Origin of the sequence: Shewanella sp. GutCb (assembly GCF_002836135.1) — a bacterium.
Taxonomy (GTDB): Bacteria; Pseudomonadota; Gammaproteobacteria; order Enterobacterales; family Shewanellaceae; genus Shewanella.
In genome coordinates, this window is sequence record NZ_PJBL01000106.1 from 15,822 (window position 1) to 32,839 (window position 17,018).

Consider the following 17,018-nt stretch of genomic DNA (forward strand, 5'->3'; position numbering starts at 1 on the left):
AAGAGGGGGGAGCACAAACGGCATCAAACGGACCTAATGCTTAGCCGAAGGGGTATTAATCGGATGCGAAAATAGCTCGATAGTAGCGCTGTTATCACAAATTTTGCGCCTTCGATGGATTTACGAACACTTAAACGCATTTACCGATGAAATTTAATGTCATGCGCCTTGGGTTTCTTGTACAATGCGGTTACCTAACAACTCACTTAGCTGAATCCATCGGCGGTTAATCACCTTGGAAGAATAAGGGTGTTGACTTCTGCTAAAATTCACCTAAAATGCGCGCCTTATGCAAACAGTAAAGATACCGGTTTCAATTGATCCCGTTCGCGCTTCCGCTAGCCAACTTTCGTATGAAGGTTTGGTGCCTGGTAAGCAGTTAAAGCGATTAAATGAATTATGTGCCGGCGACTGTTCTGATGTGGCAGTGTCGCTTGAATGTGGCGTAGATATACAGGGGATAGTCTACCTTAACGGGAAGGCTGTGACGGAGCTCACTCTGGATTGTCAACGTTGTATGACACTATTTACCACTGAGGTTACGGTCGAGTTTAGTTTTGGTCTTTGTAAGACTGAAGCTGAAATCGATGAGCTCCCGGATGTGTATGAGCCTATTGAGTGCAATGAAATTGGCGAAGTGCGTCTACATCAATTGATCGAAGATGAATTGATAATCGCTATGCCTTTGATTGCCATGCATGAGAATGAAGATTGTCATCAAGGTAAACAAGACGTAGTTGTAGGTGAGATCGAACCCGCTCAAGAGGAGCGTCCAAATCCGTTTGCAGTGTTAGAAAAACTGAAGAGCAAGTAATCTAGGAGACAGGTCCAATGGCTGTACAAAAGAACAAAAAATCTCGTTCAAAGCGCGGAATGCGTCGTTCACATGATTCATTGAGCACGCCTCAATTGTCTGTGGATTCAACGAGTGGTGAACTACACCTTCGTCACAATGTGACTGCGGATGGTTTTTACCGTGGTCAAAAGGTTATCAACAAGTAATTGTTGAGACCCTGATGACAAATCTGACGCTTGCGTTAGATGCGATGGGGGGCGACTTTGGTCCCCGCATCACAGTGCCTGCAACTTTGCAGGCACTTCGCTTAAACCCCCTCTTAAAAGTCATACTCGTGGGCGATCAAGTCCAGATAGACAAATATCTTGTATCTGCTGAACCAGCAGTTAAAAATCGTATTGAGATTAAACATACAACCGAAGTGGTTACTATGTCCGATCGACCTGTCCATGCCTTAAGAAATCGTAAGCAAAGTTCTATGCGCCTCGCAATAGAATTAGTGCGTGACGGTAAAGCACAAGCTTGCTTGAGCGCGGGTAATACAGGTGCGTTAATGGCGATGTCCAAAGTACTGCTTAAGACTTTGCCCGGCATTGACCGCCCAGCACTTGTTACTTGTTTACCTGCGGTAAATAATACGCCTGTTTATTTATTAGACTTAGGTGCAAACGTATCTTGCGATTCAGAAACTTTACTCCAATTTGCGGTGATGGGCTCAGTGCTGAGTGAAACGGTTGATAAAACGGTTTCGCCAAAGGTGGCTTTGCTCAATGTCGGTATTGAAGAGATTAAAGGTAATGACCAGGTCCAGCAGGCAGGTCAACTACTGCAACAAATTCCTCAAGTGAACTACACTGGTTTTATTGAAGGTGATGAGATCTATTCGGGTAATGTCGATGTGATCGTGTGTGATGGTTTTGTCGGCAATATTACGTTAAAAACGTCGGAAGGTATTGCAAGGCTACTCATTCATCAGTTGAAAAAAGGCCTGTCTGATGGTTTTTTTGTACGTATTCTCGCCAAAATTATAGCGCCACGCATTCATTCTTTGTTAGATCAGATGAACCCCGACCACTACAATGGCGCAAGTCTGATAGGATTGCGCGGAATTGTAGTAAAAAGTCATGGGTGTGCAGATGAAACTGCTTTTTTACAAGCAATAAGCTTGGCAGTAACAGAAGCACAACGTCGACTCCCTCAGATGATCGAAGACCGTCTAGAGTCGATTCTTTTAGATATTAATAGCTGATAAATTTCTTATGCATACAAAAATTCTCGGTACTGGTAGTTATCTACCGGTACAAGTGCGCAGTAATCAAGATCTAGAGAAAATGGTGGAAACCACCGACCAATGGATCGTTGATCGCACAGGTATTTCAGAGCGTCGAATCGCTGCAGCAGAAGAAACTGTTGCGACGATGGGGTATCAAGCTGCATTAAAAGCCATCGAAATGGCCGGTATTGATGCAACTGAAATCGATATGATTGTTTGTGGCACCACTAGTGCGAGCAATGCTTTCCCCGCCGCGGCTTGTGAAATTCAAGCGATGCTTGGAATTCATACTATTCCGGCATTTGATATTGCAGCAGCATGCTCTGGTTTTGTTTACGCATTATCGGTAGCTGATCAATATGTAAAATCGGGTGCGGCGCGCAATGTGTTGGTTATCGGTGCCGATGTATTATCTCGTTTGTGTAAACCTGAAGACCGTTCGACTATCATTCTATTTGGCGATGGTGCCGGCGCAGCAGTATTAAGTGCATCCACAGAACCTGGTATTATTTCAACGCATATTTATGCTGACGGCCGTCAAGCTGACTTGTTAAAGTGTTCTATTCCATCGCGTAAAGGGGATGATTCAGAAGAGCTTGGGTACATGACGATGAAAGGTAACGACGTGTTTAAGGTTGCCGTTACGCAGCTGTCCCATGTTGTCACTGAAACATTGCGTCAAAATAATATTGAAAAGTCTGATATTGATTGGCTGGTACCACATCAGGCTAATTTTAGAATTATCAAAGCGACCGCAAAGAAATTGGACATGAGTCTTGATAAAGTCGTACTGACTTTAGCAAAGCATGGTAATACATCCGCTGCGTCAGTGCCGATTGCCTTAGATGAAGCCGTGAGAGATGGGCGTATCCAACGTGGTCAAATGATTTTGCTTGAAGCCTTCGGTGCAGGATTTGCCTGGGGAAGTGCTTTAGTTCGGTTCTAACAGCCGTATTAACGGTAAGACGTCAATTTTAAAGGTAGATTAATATGGAAAATACAGCTTTTGTATTCCCAGGACAGGGTTCACAGGCATTAGGAATGTTGGCAGAACTTGCCGAATCTCAACCGATTATAGGTGAGACATTTGCTCAAGCAAGCAACGTTCTAGGTTATGACCTTTGGGAACTCGTTCAACAAGGTCCGGTTGAAGCGCTGAATCAAACCGATAAAACTCAGCCAGCGTTATTAGCGGCGAGTGTTGCAATTTATCGCGCTTATGCAGCCTCGGGTAAAAGTTTGCCAAAGGTGATGGCTGGCCATAGTCTGGGTGAATACTCAGCACTCGTGTGTGCTGGTGTGATGGGTTTTGAAGCGGCAATTAAATTGGTTGAGCTACGTGGTCAGCTAATGCAACAAGCGGTTCCAGCAGGCACTGGCGCCATGTTTGCCATAATCGGTTTAGACAATGACGCTATCGCAACTGCGTGCGCAGAAGCTGCTCAAGGCGAAGTCGTTAGCCCTGTTAATTATAACAGCCCCGGTCAAGTCGTGATTGCGGGTGAAAAAGCAGCCGTAGAACGCGCTGCGGCAATATGTAAAGAAAACGGTGCCAAAATGGCCGTTGCGCTACCAGTGAGTGTACCTTCACATTGCCAATTGATGAAACCTGCTGCAGATAAACTTGCAATAGCACTAATTGATATTGAATTCAGCATACCTTCAGTAAAAGTGATCAATAATGTTGATGTCGCAAGCCCTAATGCAGCACAAGAGATTAAAGCTGCATTGGTTCGCCAGTTATATTGTCCAGTCAGATGGTCGGAAACTGTAGAGCTAATGGCTGAGCAGGGTATCACCGATTTGTTTGAAATTGGTCCAGGAAAAGTACTGACTGGGCTTAGTAAGCGTATCAATCGCTCACTAACAGCAAAAGCAATTAACGATGTTGCGTCATTCGCGGCATTGACCGAATAAGGAAATCTAATGAGTATAAGTTTTGATCTGACTGGCAAAGTTGCCCTTGTAACAGGCGCTAGCCGTGGTATTGGTCGTGCAGTAGCAGAGACTCTAGTGTCTGCTGGTGCTGTGGTAATAGGGACAGCAACAAGTGAACGTGGCGCAGAAGCTATTCAAGCCTATTTAGGTGATAATGGTCATGGTCTCGTTTTAAACGTTACTGACGGCGACTCGGTTAAAGCCTTGTTCAGCACAATTAAAGAAAAAGCTGGCGATGTTGATATTTTAGTTAACAACGCAGGCATTACTCGTGATAATTTATTGATGCGAATGAAGGACGATGAGTGGCAAGATATTATTGACACTAACCTAACTTCGATATTTCGCACTTCAAAAGCGGTCATGAGACCTATGATGAAAAAACGTCATGGACGCATCATCAATATTGGCTCTGTGGTAGGCACCATGGGCAATGCAGGCCAAACTAACTACTCTGCTGCTAAAGCAGGTTTGATCGGATTTACAAAATCTCTTGCAAGAGAGGTTGCATCTCGTCAAATAACAGTTAATGCTATTGCTCCTGGATTTATCCAGACAGACATGACAGATGAGCTGACGGAAGAGCAGCAACAAGCTATTATGTCTAGAGTGCCAATGGAAAGACTTGGTCAGGCGCAGGAAATTGCTAACGCAGTCCTCTTTTTAGCGTCCGACTCTGCCGCTTACATCACTGGAGAGACTCTCCATGTGAACGGTGGAATGTACATGGTTTAAGTGAATGACGGGCTATTACCTCTTTCGAGAGGTGATCTGCATCAAACGTGAGCCCATTTTGTGGTTAGACCACAAAAGTTAAGCTTGCAATGTCTGTCAAATTCAATAAACTACTCGCAATCTTACGCAAGTGCGTAATTTGAATAGGAAAGAAAACAATGAGCAACATCGAAGAACGTGTAAAGAAAATCATCATCGAGCAACTAGGTGTTAAAGAAGAAGACGTTAAATCAGCAGCATCTTTCGTTGACGATTTAGGTGCCGATTCTCTAGACACTGTTGAATTGGTTATGGCTCTAGAAGAAGAGTTTGATACCGAGATCCCTGATGAAGAAGCAGAAAAGATCACTACTGTTCAAGCAGCGATCGATTACGTTTCTAAGAATCAGTAATCTAGAATTTCTGAAAACAGGCGGCATTTATGCCGCCTGTTTTTGTTTGTAAAAGCCGCTGGTTGATGTAAGTCTTTAAGCAATAATGTCCTCGCTTCCGCTTCAATACACCAATCAGACCTGGCTCGTGAAGGTATTGGTAGTTCAAACTCTTTAGTACTATCATAACAATTCATTTTTAATTAGATAAAGGTGATAGCGTGTCTAAACGTCGTGTCGTCGTAACTGGCTTAGGCCTAGTTAGCCCTGTGGGCAATACTGTAGATTCAACTTGGAAAGCACTGGTTTCCGGTAAAAGTGGTATCGCACCAATAACCAAATTTGATGCTAGCGAGTTCACTACTCGTTTTAGCGGTTCTGTTAAAGACTTTGACGTTGAACAGTACATGTCACGTAAAGATGCCCGTAAGATGGATCTGTTTATCCAATACGGTATGGCTGCTGGCATACAAGCTGTAGAAGATTCAGGTTTAGAGATGGACAAGGTTGATCCTGGACGTGTAGGCACCGCTATTGGTGCGGGCATGGGCGGATTACCTTTGATTGAGAAAAATCACAGCGCTTTATTGAAAGGTGGACCGCGTAAAGTGTCGCCATTTTTTGTGCCAAGCACCATCATTAATATGATATCAGGTCACCTATCGATTAAATACGGCATGACAGGCCCTAACTTCGCGGTGACAACGGCTTGTACTACAGGTGTGCATAATATTGGTTTTGCGGCGCGTACAATCGCGTATGGCGACGCTGATGTTATGGTTGCAGGTGGCGCTGAAGATGCGACTTGTCCATTAGCGGTTGCAGGTTTTGGCTCTGCTAAAGCGCTTTCTACCCGTAACGATGATCCACTGGCGGCTAGCCGACCTTGGGACAAAGACCGTGATGGATTTGTCATTGGCGATGGTGCTGGTGTCATGGTCATGGAAGAGTACGAACACGCCAAAGCACGTGGTGCAACGATATACGGTGAACTTGTCGGGTTCGGTATGAGTGGCGATGCGTTCCATATGACGTCACCTCCAAGTGATGGTGCAGGCGCTGCAGCGGCAATGGCTAATGCGATTAATGATGCTAAAATTGGTCGTGAAGCTATCGGCTACATTAATGCCCATGGTACATCGACCCCTACGGGCGATAGAGCGGAGGCTGCAGCGGTAAAGTCGACGTTTGGTGCTCATGCATACGACTTAGCTGTTAGTTCGACTAAATCAATGACAGGGCATCTTTTGGGTGCGGCAGGATCTGTTGAAGCTATCGTTACTTTGTTAGCACTTCGAGATCAGGTTATTCCGCCAACATTGAATTTAGATAATCCAGATGAAGGCTGTGATTTGGACTTTGTTCCTCATACTGCTCGAGACTGTAAATTTGAGTATGGTCTATGTAACTCGTTTGGATTTGGTGGCACTAACGGCTCGTTACTGTTTAAGAAAATCTAGCCACAACCACTCATTATTAAAGCGCCTTTATGGCGCTTTTTTTATGGAAATCATTTTTTAAACCTCAAATAATATGCTTTATCCTCGTTAGATTAACTTTGTATATTTCACAGGTTAACCTTGGTTCATCTTGCCACTCTAAACTGGTATAACCACTTATTGAGGCAGATACTAGTTACATAGCGTTAAACATCATATTTGAGGTTGAAAAATTGATAAATCCACTTGTGATCCCGATCATGCCGGTATTGGGAGTACTCACTGCAAACTTAAATGAACTCATCAGAGGAGAGGTGGTTAATTTGCACCCTAAGCTCATGATCGGGATTAAAACATTTAATGCAGCAGCGGCAGGTTTTGCCTTTATCTGGTTTGCCTTATTGGTGACTGCTATTTCTATCAGTGACCAATACAGTGCTCTTACCGGTGCACTCATCATCGGTCTATTTCTGCTGGGTATTGCGATATATGGGATATTTAAAGGGGCGAAGTTTTTAAGTGCTAGCACGCAAGTATGGATCTATCGTTTGGCATTGCCGCTGATGGCGCTGGGATCATATTTGGTGGTTCACTTTGGATAGAAACAACCAGTCTATTGAATTACTGAGCTATGTAGAGCGGCCCCAAAGCTTTGAAATCTAATTTGACAGTTGAGTCAATGGTACAGGCACCGTCAGAGCGACAACACTGAGATATAAGCGGTTGGAAGCTGGGCACGCCCTCATGTTGAGCATTATGATTAGCAAAACCTAATGACTGGCTTCGAAGATTTGACTTTCCTATGAGCTTACAAGTATGTATTGCCATTGGCATAATGTGTTGCTAAGTGAAAAGGTGTAAACTAAAGCTATAAATTACTATGTATTGAGGTCGATATGGCAGGAACCGATAGACAGCTCACGTTACGATTTTTAGCAGAACCTGCAGACGTTAATTTTGGTGGTAAAGTCCACGGTGGCGCGGTAATGAAATGGATTGATCTCGCGGGTTACGCTTGCGCTGCGGGTTGGAGTGGTAAATATTGCATTACGGCTTATGCTGGCGGAATTCGTTTTGTTAAGCCTATTCATGTTGGGAATATCGTCGAGGTCACTGCTAAAGTCATTTATACTGGTAGAACGTCAATGCATTTAGGGATCGACGTAAAAGCAGGCGATCCAAAGGAATCTGAAAGGCATCTTACAACGCATTGTGTGTTGATTATGGTTGCGGTTGACGATGCTGGACAGCCAACACAGGTTCCTGAGTGGGTTCCGAGCACTGATGCTGATATTGAATTGCGTGAGTCTGCCGTGCGGTTAATGGATATGCGCAAAAAAATTGGTGCAGAAATGGCGGCGCACGTGACTTTATAGGGCTAAGTCTGACTATAAGAATAGAAAGCTAGCATTTTGCTGGCTTTTTTATTATCTGCGAGAGACTGTTTTGTTCGCGCTAAGCGCAGTAGAATGCCTTTAAACAACATAAAATAACCCTACAAATAGGAATAATAATGGCTAAAGTTGCATTCATCGGTTTAGGTGTGATGGGTTATCCCATGGCGGGTCATCTGGTCAAAAATGGTCATGATGTGACGGTATATAATCGTACTGAGTCTAAAGCTAAGGCTTGGTGTGACGAGTTTTCAGGACAATATTATTCCACTCCCAAAGCGGCAGCAGAAGGCCAAGATATTGTATTTATTTGTGTTGGCAATGATGCTGACTTACGACAAGTAACACTTGAGGCAGAGGGAGTGTTAGCCGGTATGAAACCCGGCGCTATCCTCGTTGACCACACCACGGCTTCTGCAGACGTTGCAAGGGAGATTGGAGCAGCTGCAAGCAAAATTGAAGTCGGTTTTATCGATGCACCAGTCTCTGGTGGGCAAGCCGGTGCTGAAAAAGGTGTACTGACGGTTATGGCCGGTGGTGCAGAAACAACTTTTGATAGCGTTAAACCTGTCATTGACTCCTATGCACGCTGTGCGGAGCGACTTGGTGACGTGGGTGCCGGGCAATTGACCAAAATGGTGAATCAAATCTGTATCGCCGGCGTGGTACAAGGACTCGCTGAAGGTCTGCATTTTGCTCGTAGCGCGGGTTTAGACGGTGAAAAAGTGGTTGAAGTGATCAGTAAAGGTGCTGCGCAATCGTGGCAGATGGAAAATCGTTATCAAACAATGTGGCAGGGCGAATATAACTTTGGTTTTGCGGTTGACTGGATGCGCAAGGACTTAGGCATTGCACTAGAAGAAGCACGTAGCAATGGTTCTCACTTGCCGCTAACCGCGCTGGTCGATCAATTTTATTCGGAAGTACAGTCGATGGGAGGTAATCGTTGGGATACCTCTGGTTTACTGGCAAAGCTTGAAAAAAACAGACGTTAATTTATTGAGTATAAAAAAATGGACTGCTTTTGCAGTCCATTTTTATTTAAGCTAAGAATAACACGCAAGTATATGCGTTATTCAGGCTCAACAACGATATGTTCAAGCTCTACAGCGGCAACTGCGTGTAGCGCATCCATTGTTGCACCCACTAATGAAACCACGCCTTTAGCGGACTCGATGAGTACTGCACGGTTAATGTCACTGAAATCACGATTGTGACGCGCCATAGTCGACAAGGCCATTTGCATTGGTAACATCGATGGGTTAAATGCAGCGTTTTCTGCATAACGGCCACAAAAAGTAGCGCCATCTTTCGTTTCTAATACCACAGCAGCATAATTTTTAGTGTACGGAGCGTAACTCAGGCCTGCATGATCTACAGCCTCAATAATCATCGGATCGGCAGAGTCAAGCGTTAGCGTATGCTGCTGTTTGGTTAGCAAGGGCTCTGTGATATTCAGATCGCTCGGACCAAAGGCATAGGGTAGATAATGGGACAGAGGTAGCATTTTTTGTTCAGGAAGGTGGATGTTCACTTTCTGGCCTTCAACCAGCTCATTCATAAATTGGCGACAGTGGCCACATGGTGAGAAGTTGACGATGACATCTTCAATTTGCCGTTCACCACTTAGCCAAGCATGGCTAATCGCGCTCTGCTCTGCGTGCACAGAATGAAACAGCGCTTCACCAGCAAGTTCAAGGTTGGCACCCATATAGATGTCACCACTTTTGCCTTTAGCAATAGCGCCAACATAAAAGTTACTGATAGGTACTCTTGCAAGTGCTGCTGCAATAGGTAATAAGGCAAGCAGTAATGCTTGTTCTTCCATCTGGGTTGCTGTTTTCAATTCATTAAGTTGCTGAGCATCGATATGCCCAGTAAAGTCTTTATCTAGAATCGGTACAAGTGCCTTAGCCAGAGACTCTGGTAAATTAGCTATGCTTTTTAAAAATCGGTCTTGCATACGCTACTGCCTTTTTATTAACGCTAATGAAATAACATTCTAGTAAGCTTGTTACATATAGAATGCGATCTAGATCGCATTCTGCCGTCTAAAAATCCTAAAGACTTCTAAGATAATGACACAAAGCCTGTAATAATTTCTGCTTTGTTTCATTTTGTTCAGTTTCTTCAATGATGTTTTCAAGCTTGATCATATACTCAGGATCATTGAGTCTTGGCTGACAGAATTCACGCCAACGAATGAGCTCTGACTCATCAAGTGTTTCAGGATAATTACGTGCTTTATATCGAAATAGCATTTCCGGTAGGCGTTCATCGTCAAATGACAGCTCAAGTGCTGCTAAGTTGACGGGCTTAGTATTACGGATCATCTCCATTTTTGCTTTGTCTGCGCGACTAAAGAAGCCACCGCTATAAAGCTGAAGATCAGGATCTGTAATGACTCTATCAGACTCGATATCAAACACCGCAACCAGCTTTTCTCTTATCTCCGGGTGCTGTCTAAGCTTTTTGTATTGCTCTCTGGCAAATGCTTTATCGATATCAAGACGCGCGGCATTCTCATCGGTTAACGTTTTAGCACCGGCAAGGAATGGGCTTTTGTTGATATGGATCTGTTTGATGCCGATAGGTAGCTCATCTTCAGCCAAATCGTCACGCCTTGTGTACATTCGTTCTCGAATTTGCTCAGCAGTTAACTCGATGAGTGGCGTGACGTCCATGGTTAAATTGACACATATAACCGAATTTTTATTGGTGGAGTGAAAGGCAAGCGGTGCGATTAATGTGGTGCAGCCATTTAACGCGCTAATTTTCGAACTTACATGCACTAACGGCTTCATTTCTAGCACGTCGATTAGCTTAGTGACTTCTTGTTTGCGTCGTAAGCTGAAGTAGTAATCGAAGAGTTTAGGCTGTACTGACTTTATAAGCTTAGCCATAGCAATGGTTGCATAAACATCAGACATCGCATCGTGCGCTTTTTCATGACTAAGGCCATTGGCAACAGTGAGTTGTTCAAGTTTAAAACTAGGAGAGCCATCTTCTTTCTGTGGCCAGTTTATGCCATCGGGTCTAAATGCATAACAAGCACGCACTAAATCAATGATGTCCCAGCGGCTATTGTCATTTTGCCACTCTCTAGCATAGGGATCGAAGAAGTTACGATAAAAGCCATAACGAGTAACTTCATCATCGAATCTAATTGAGTTATAACCGACAACACAGGTTTTTTCTTGGCTGAATTGTTGGTTAATTTTAGCCATGAATTCAGCTTCAGGCATCCCTTTTAGATTAGCCAGTTGCGGCGTGATCCCAGTTATCAAAATGGCTTCAGGCGACGGGAGGTAGTCGTTTGCCAGTTTACAGTAAAAGGTCACAGGCTCCTCAATAATATTGAGGTCCATATCCGTTCTGACCCCTGCAAACTGCGACGGTCTGTCTTTTGCTGGGTTTGCACCGAATGTTTCATAATCGTGCCAGAAGAGGGTGTTCTGTGTTTTTGAAGGCATAAAATCATGGCTATTAACTTCTATTAAGTAGTTTCATCATAGCATTGCCTTAGTTCAATTGTCTTAACCTCCAGAAAATAGACTCTTATTTGCTTGAATTTACGCCAGTTTGATCACTGGAACCTAGCCTCTATAGCAAGTACAATACGTCTACGTCAATGAGGTGTTGTATGCTTGAACCGCTGTTAATCCAACCGCAAATAATCGAAATTAACCACCAATCAAAATTAAAACTCGTTTTGTCTGAGCAGTTTGGCAACTTTAGTGTATTGCAGCTGCAATCTGGCCCTATTGCTGAAGTCGTTGTTGTAAGCGTAACAGCGACTAAAGTGTCACTGATGATTCGGCTTCATCCATACTTGTCGCTTGATGTTATCGAAGCGAATGAATATGCCGCATCTGATGCAATCCTTAATCGTAGCGTTGGTCAAGGTTGGCGCTTATTTTCAACGCTGGGTATTTCGCCTAGACTTTGTGCCGAGCAGCTTAGAAAAGGGCTCTTCGTCGCAGTGAGTATCGGTAATGGCTGCCAGTTTAATATCGTGGGTCCTGTAAAATGGGAGTTAATCCCTTTAGAAGCAGATTTTCGATTAGGTAATTTCGCGAGAGAGATCCAGCGAGCGAAACACATTATTGCTCGTTCAATGGATGTAGAGCCCAATGCTGAAAGCCTTTTAGTCGAAATTAGCGAGTTAGACAGTATTTGTTACGACTTAAAACACTTTGCCGCCGAAGGTTTTTTAAAGCACGCCAATGACGATATAAGTCAACTAGATGCTCAATTGATAAGAAAAAGGCAGTTACTCAGTCGGCTATATTCTCAACTCATCGAGCGACCAAACTTGTATCGAGCAGCTAACGTTGATATTAACCAAGATATGTTGATGAGAAAGCTTGAAAGCTATCAACTATTAGCGCCACCACAGCTAAATAAAATTGTAGAACAACTTATGGCAGATGATACTGAGAGTTCATTTGCATTGGAGAATGATTGATGATTTACCGTTGCCCAATATGCGAACAACCTTTAATGCTGCAGAACAAAACTTGGTTTTGCGAGTCTAATCATCGATTTGATTGTGCGAAAGAAGGCTATGTAAACTTACTTCCAGTTCAAAAGAAGAAGTCTAGTGATCCTGGTGACAACAAAGAGATGATGTTTGCTCGAAGAGAGTTCCTGAATAAAGGTTATTATCAAGCACTAAGCGATAATGTTAATCTGCTGGCAAAGGCTTATCTTAATGATGCTGAATATGGTCTTGATATTGGTTGCGGCGAAGGGTATTACTCGAATCGCTTGGCACAAGAGCTAGGTGATGATTTTACCTTGTACGGATTAGACATCAGTAAATCAGCTTTGAAGTATGCCGCAAAACGTTACCCCAATATTGCTTTTAGTGTCGCCAGTGCTTTTGATATGCCGTTTTCTGATGATAGTTTCGACTTCATGTTGAGGATCTATGCGCCTTCATTAGATACGGAACTTAAACGAGTGATAAAGTCTGGCGGAATTTTGATAACCGTATGTGCTGGGCCGCGACATCATTTTGCACTGAAAGAGCTCATATATGAGACACCCAAAGAGCATACTCAAGAGCCATCGACCATTGAAGGCTTTACATTATTAGAACAAAAGCGCCTTGAAAGTACGCTAATGTTGAGTGACGAAAACGATATTCGTCACTTTTTGCAAATGACACCCTATAACTGGAAGCTTACAGACGAACAAAAGCTGGAGTTATCAGCCTCAGGATTTGAGTGTGAATTAGATTTCAAGATAGAAGTTTTTAGAGCTCACTAGTATAGGACGTAAAAGTCAGTACTCATGGTTTAAGTATTTGTTTTAATAGGTTGTATAAGTTTTACGTGTTAGTTCAGTTTGAAATTTTTCAGGGCGAAGATAGAGCCTTAAAAATACTACAAATTTAGTCATTAATGTATGTTGACTTATCATGAGAATGGTTTATAGTATTTGCAGCTTGAAGGTTAGGGCTTATTTTTATGTGTTCAATACGACAATGTTCGTCCTGTTAACATTAAGTAAACCGGCATTTTCCAGCTTTACCGCCGTTAAGGCTTTAATTTATATTTACAGGATTCAATATTATGTCTCAAGTTACTGGCGTTGTTAAGTGGTTTAACTCTGATAAAGGTTTCGGATTTATCGAGCAAGAGTCTGGCCCAGATGTATTCGTACACTTCCGCGCTATCAACTCTGACGGTTTCAAAACTCTTGACGAAGGTCAAAAAGTTCAGTTTACTGTTACTCAAGGTCAAAAAGGCCCACAAGCTGAGAACGTAACTGTAGTTTAGTTACCAGCTTGATTAGCATCTAGCTAATCGCAAAAAAATTCCGAAGAGCCGTGATTTATCACGGCTCTTTTTTCTTTTCTGTATTTTAGAAAACATTTCATTCCCAGCTTAATTCCGCAATAAAATGTAAATCCCAGTATCACTCCGTTTTACCTAATCTAGTTACGCCCCTAAACACAAAACATGCTCTGTCTTGCTTGCCTAAACGCTACTAGCCTAAAAGTACCATCGTACGACTCTATGGGTGGATGTTAGTTTTCTACGCTGTTTTGTAGCTTAAGCATACGACTATCGTTATCTCAGTCACAATCCGCTTGCCAGCTGCACGGCGATTGATAGCGATTGCATTAAGTGTCCGTTCATTCGGAGGGCGTTTAAATACTTAAGCTAAGTACTAGGCATTAATGGTGACTATCGATTGAGCATTATTCCGTGTTATGGATTTTTTCACGGACCACCATTATCTACAATCAATGCAATGCAGAGCACTGCTTACTTTGGTTATTTGGCGGGTTAAGCAGTGTTGGGTAAAGAGTATTATGCAGTTTGAAGTATTGTAGAAAGTAATGTTAGTGGCGGAACAGGGAGCAATGGACACTGAAAACACCATTGGTACCTTGCTTGGTACCAGTGGTGTGCGATCATTATTCAATAGACCATTTATTCAGCGAGTCACTTATTAAGAGAAGAGTTTATCTTCAAGGGTTCGTCCTTTGAGGATGGCTTTATATTGCCAGTTATTATGCTTGAATAACGCGAATAGGGCACTTTCAATGGCATAATCCTCTTCGCTATTATGCTTTATCAAAAACTCGTTATGTTGTTTTTTCTCAATTGAGTTTATGTCAGGTAGTGCCATGACAGCATCAACGACTTTATCGGCATCACACTGCTGCATCGTTAGCGTAATGTACTGATTTTGTAAGTTATCATTCATGGACACTGATTGGGTTAGCTGTCCTTGCTCTAGATACAAAACTTGTCCGCAGAGTTTTTCAAGTTCATCTAAATTGTGTGAGCTGATGATAAAGGTTGTCTTGTTTGAAAGCGTTCTAACCAATTCTCGAATTTTCTTGGCGTTGGCGGGATCAAGACCCGCAGTCGGTTCGTCTAATAACACTAATTCTGGCGAACCAATTAATGATTGAGCGATAGCGACTCGTTTTGCCATACCGTGGCTTAATGATTTAGGCTTTTGTGAGGCACAATCGGCTAAGTCGACTAAGGATAAGACTCTAAGGGCTTCCGATTTAGCGTCACTTTTAGAAAAACCCTGCAAAGTAGCAAACAGCATTAGTTGAGTCAGGATATCAAAGTTAGGATCAAGAGTGGCATCTTGAGGTAGAGAAGAGACACGTCCAAGCAGTGCGCTATCTCCCGGCGTATGACCCAGTATACTAACCTCGCCATCAGTCGGTGTTATATAACCACATAAAAGGCTGAATAGCGTGGTTTTACCCGCACCATTGGGTCCAACTAAAGCAATCGGCTCTCCGGCTTCCAAGTTAAGATCAACCTGCCTTAATGCTTGTTTACTGCCGTAGGATTTCGATAAACCTTTACATTCAATGAGTCTCATAGCGCGCTCCGTTTGATATATATACGTCCTAGTAACAGAAGCACTATTGTTTGCAATAAAGCCACAGGAGCATATGCAAAGCTGCCTAAGCCTTGGGTGTTAATCATTAATGAAATCTGAGAGCCTGGAAGGATCCATTTTAATTCACTAATAATGGGTAGGAAGTTATTGATGACAGCGATTGTTATCGACATTGCAGCCCAAATAAGAATGGCATATATGGTTGCTTGACGCGCTGAGTTTGCATAGAGCGAGAGTATCGCCATTAATGCGGTATAGGGTAAAATTACTATAACAAGGTTGACGATAACCAATATGCCACTGGTTATAGCGGGCATTAATAGTGCTGTTTCTCTACTCACTGCGAGCGCAATAGTGGCTAACACCGTTAAAGAAACTAAGATCGTTTGGATTGTCATGTGGCCTAAAAAACGGCCGAAGAAAATACTTTCTCTACTGGTTCTAAGCGTTAAGAAGCGGAATGTACCGCGAGATTTGTCAGAGGAGAACTGATCAGCTGCAATAAAGATACTGAACATTGGAAAAAGGTACAGCGCTGCAATCCAATAAATAGCCAATTCAGCGACAGACCATTTGAACAATTCACTGACAACGTCCGGCCCAAATATGCCTTCGATAAGATCTTTGTAGTGGGGAGTGATTAAAAACTCTGATGCTCCGCGGATTGGATAGAGCAAAATAAGTAACCAAACGAGAGCAAAAGCGGCAAGCGCAATCATCCCTCTAGGGTTGAATAACATTTTTTTGACTTCAAATTGGGCAAGTAAAAGCGTATTGCGCAAATTATTGCTGTGTTTACTGTTTTCCAAACTATTCCCTTAATATGTGGAATTAAAACGGCTAACAGATTAACACCAGAACTGACGGGCGCTAATCATTGGTGAGCTATTGTGGATTAATGATTATTTAACTCGGTATCGGCTTGTGTTGCTAGCAGTTGTTGCACCAGTACCTTTAACTCACTGACTTCAATTTCGAGCTTAGCGACTTTGTCGCTCAGTCCCTGCTGTGAATTGTCAGGCTTTACTGCTTCGATAGGCAATAAGGCGCTAGATTCTACGTTTGTAATGCAGGGGGTGAAAAGCTGACAATAACGTGCTTCTCTTTTTCCGGGCTCTTTGGCTAACAGAGCAACGAGTGGCGTTTCTCTGCGAGCGAGCTCAATTAGTGCATGTTCAACTTCACTTACGTCGCCAAATTCATGTAATCGATTACTACGCGTTCTTAATTCTCCTGGTGTTTGTGGGCCGCGGAGTAATAGCAGACAAACAATGGCCAGTTGCGCAGGATTTAACCGCAAATCACTAAATTCAGTATTACAGAAACGGTGCTTATATTTGAGTACTCGACTACCAAAGCCAGATTGGTCTGAAATTAGGCGTTTTTTTGTGAGGCTATCGAGTGTATTTTGAACGTCTGATTCGCTTAAGTTAAGCACGGGTTCTCTGCTAGACTTTTGATTGCAACCGGACGTCAAACTATTGAGAGATAAAGGGTACTGTTCAGGCGTGGTGAGCTCTTTCTCGAGTAGCACACCAATAATCCGCGCTTCATGTTGAGTAAGTTCCATTTTGATCCCTTAATAAAAAAGCATGGCTTTGTTATAACAGAGCCATGCTTCAATGCAAAGGTGGTTTAACTTACATCACCTATAATCGCTGTATTTATAGCCGTTTATACAGGCTA

At 43.0% G+C, this 17,018-nt stretch carries 19 protein-coding genes; 14 read left to right on the plus strand and 5 right to left on the minus strand.

Annotated elements, in window-relative coordinates:
* Positions 1-289: 289 nt before the first annotated feature.
* The 11 genes from yceD to CXF86_RS21545 all read left to right on the plus strand — a co-directional run bounded on the left by yceD (position 290) and on the right by CXF86_RS21545 (position 8,941).
* A complete protein-coding gene (gene yceD, locus CXF86_RS21495; RefSeq protein WP_101091533.1) occupies positions 290-814 on the plus strand; it encodes a 23S rRNA accumulation protein YceD in 525 nt (174 codons plus the stop codon).
* Positions 815-831: 17 nt separating this feature from the next.
* Positions 832-1,002 (plus strand): 50S ribosomal protein L32, encoded by a 171-nt coding sequence (gene rpmF, locus CXF86_RS21500; protein WP_012142966.1) that lies wholly within the window; start codon positions 832-834, stop codon positions 1,000-1,002.
* A gap of 14 nt (positions 1,003-1,016) precedes the next feature.
* The gene (gene plsX / locus CXF86_RS21505; protein WP_101091534.1) at positions 1,017-2,045 is read left to right on the plus strand and encodes a phosphate acyltransferase PlsX; all 1,029 of its coding nucleotides are present in this window, start codon (positions 1,017-1,019) and stop codon (positions 2,043-2,045) included.
* Between the two features lie 10 nt (positions 2,046-2,055).
* Positions 2,056-3,015: a beta-ketoacyl-ACP synthase III gene (locus CXF86_RS21510; protein WP_101091535.1), complete on the plus strand. Its 960-nt coding sequence runs from the start codon at positions 2,056-2,058 to the stop codon at positions 3,013-3,015.
* 44 nt (positions 3,016-3,059) lie between these two features.
* Entirely contained in the window at positions 3,060-3,986 is a 927-nt protein-coding gene (gene fabD, locus CXF86_RS21515) for an ACP S-malonyltransferase (RefSeq protein WP_101091536.1), read from the plus strand.
* Positions 3,987-3,995: 9 nt separating this feature from the next.
* Complete coding sequence (gene fabG, locus CXF86_RS21520) at positions 3,996-4,742, plus strand: 3-oxoacyl-ACP reductase FabG (RefSeq protein WP_101091537.1); 747 nt, start codon at positions 3,996-3,998, stop codon at positions 4,740-4,742.
* 158 nt (positions 4,743-4,900) lie between these two features.
* On the plus strand, positions 4,901-5,134 hold the full coding sequence (gene acpP, locus CXF86_RS21525; RefSeq protein WP_011496723.1) for an acyl carrier protein: 234 nt from the start codon (positions 4,901-4,903) through the stop codon (positions 5,132-5,134).
* A gap of 200 nt (positions 5,135-5,334) precedes the next feature.
* Complete coding sequence (gene fabF / locus CXF86_RS21530; protein ID WP_101091538.1) at positions 5,335-6,573, plus strand: beta-ketoacyl-ACP synthase II; 1,239 nt, start codon at positions 5,335-5,337, stop codon at positions 6,571-6,573.
* 212 nt (positions 6,574-6,785) lie between these two features.
* Positions 6,786-7,154 (plus strand): hypothetical protein, encoded by a 369-nt coding sequence (locus CXF86_RS21535; RefSeq protein WP_101091539.1) that lies wholly within the window; start codon positions 6,786-6,788, stop codon positions 7,152-7,154.
* 294 nt (positions 7,155-7,448) lie between these two features.
* A complete protein-coding gene (locus CXF86_RS21540; protein ID WP_101091540.1) occupies positions 7,449-7,928 on the plus strand; it encodes an acyl-CoA thioesterase in 480 nt (159 codons plus the stop codon).
* Positions 7,929-8,065: 137 nt separating this feature from the next.
* Positions 8,066-8,941, plus strand: a complete 876-nt coding sequence (locus CXF86_RS21545) for an NAD(P)-dependent oxidoreductase (RefSeq protein ID WP_102039991.1) — start codon at positions 8,066-8,068, stop codon at positions 8,939-8,941.
* Positions 8,942-9,018: 77 nt separating this feature from the next.
* On the opposite strand, the gene cdd is transcribed toward CXF86_RS21545, so the two are convergent.
* Together cdd and sbcB are read right to left on the minus strand one after the other, a co-directional pair.
* Entirely contained in the window at positions 9,019-9,909 is an 891-nt protein-coding gene (gene cdd, locus CXF86_RS21550) for a cytidine deaminase (protein WP_101091542.1), read from the minus strand.
* 97 nt (positions 9,910-10,006) lie between these two features.
* Positions 10,007-11,419, minus strand: a complete 1,413-nt coding sequence (sbcB, locus tag CXF86_RS21555) for an exodeoxyribonuclease I (protein ID WP_102039992.1) — start codon at positions 11,417-11,419, stop codon at positions 10,007-10,009.
* Positions 11,420-11,589: 170 nt separating this feature from the next.
* Between sbcB and CXF86_RS21560 the strand changes: the two genes are divergently transcribed.
* The 3 genes from CXF86_RS21560 (at position 11,590) to CXF86_RS21570 (ending at position 13,732) form a co-directional block, all read left to right on the plus strand.
* Entirely contained in the window at positions 11,590-12,414 is an 825-nt protein-coding gene (locus tag CXF86_RS21560) for a hypothetical protein (protein WP_102039993.1), read from the plus strand.
* Positions 12,414-13,220 carry a 23S rRNA (guanine(745)-N(1))-methyltransferase gene (gene rlmA / locus CXF86_RS21565; protein WP_101091218.1) on the plus strand — a complete coding sequence of 269 codons (807 nt, stop codon included), beginning with the start codon at positions 12,414-12,416 and terminating at the stop codon, positions 13,218-13,220. The genes CXF86_RS21560 and rlmA overlap by 1 nt, the downstream gene beginning before the upstream one ends.
* Positions 13,221-13,525: 305 nt before the next feature.
* The gene (locus CXF86_RS21570; RefSeq protein ID WP_012155714.1) at positions 13,526-13,732 is read left to right on the plus strand and encodes a cold-shock protein; all 207 of its coding nucleotides are present in this window, start codon (positions 13,526-13,528) and stop codon (positions 13,730-13,732) included.
* Between the two features lie 679 nt (positions 13,733-14,411).
* Here CXF86_RS21570 and CXF86_RS21575 read toward each other — a convergent pair.
* The 3 genes from CXF86_RS21575 to CXF86_RS21585 form a co-directional block, all read right to left on the minus strand.
* Positions 14,412-15,311, minus strand: a complete 900-nt coding sequence (locus tag CXF86_RS21575; RefSeq protein WP_101091217.1) for an ABC transporter ATP-binding protein — start codon at positions 15,309-15,311, stop codon at positions 14,412-14,414.
* Positions 15,308-16,072 (minus strand): ABC transporter permease subunit, encoded by a 765-nt coding sequence (locus CXF86_RS21580; RefSeq protein WP_145992417.1) that lies wholly within the window; start codon positions 16,070-16,072, stop codon positions 15,308-15,310. Before CXF86_RS21580 ends, CXF86_RS21575 begins: the two co-directional genes overlap by 4 nt.
* A 155-nt stretch (positions 16,073-16,227) precedes the next feature.
* Positions 16,228-16,902, minus strand: coding sequence for a YceH family protein (locus CXF86_RS21585; protein WP_102039995.1), 675 nt, complete (start codon positions 16,900-16,902; stop codon positions 16,228-16,230).
* Between the last annotated feature and the right edge of the window lie 116 nt (positions 16,903-17,018).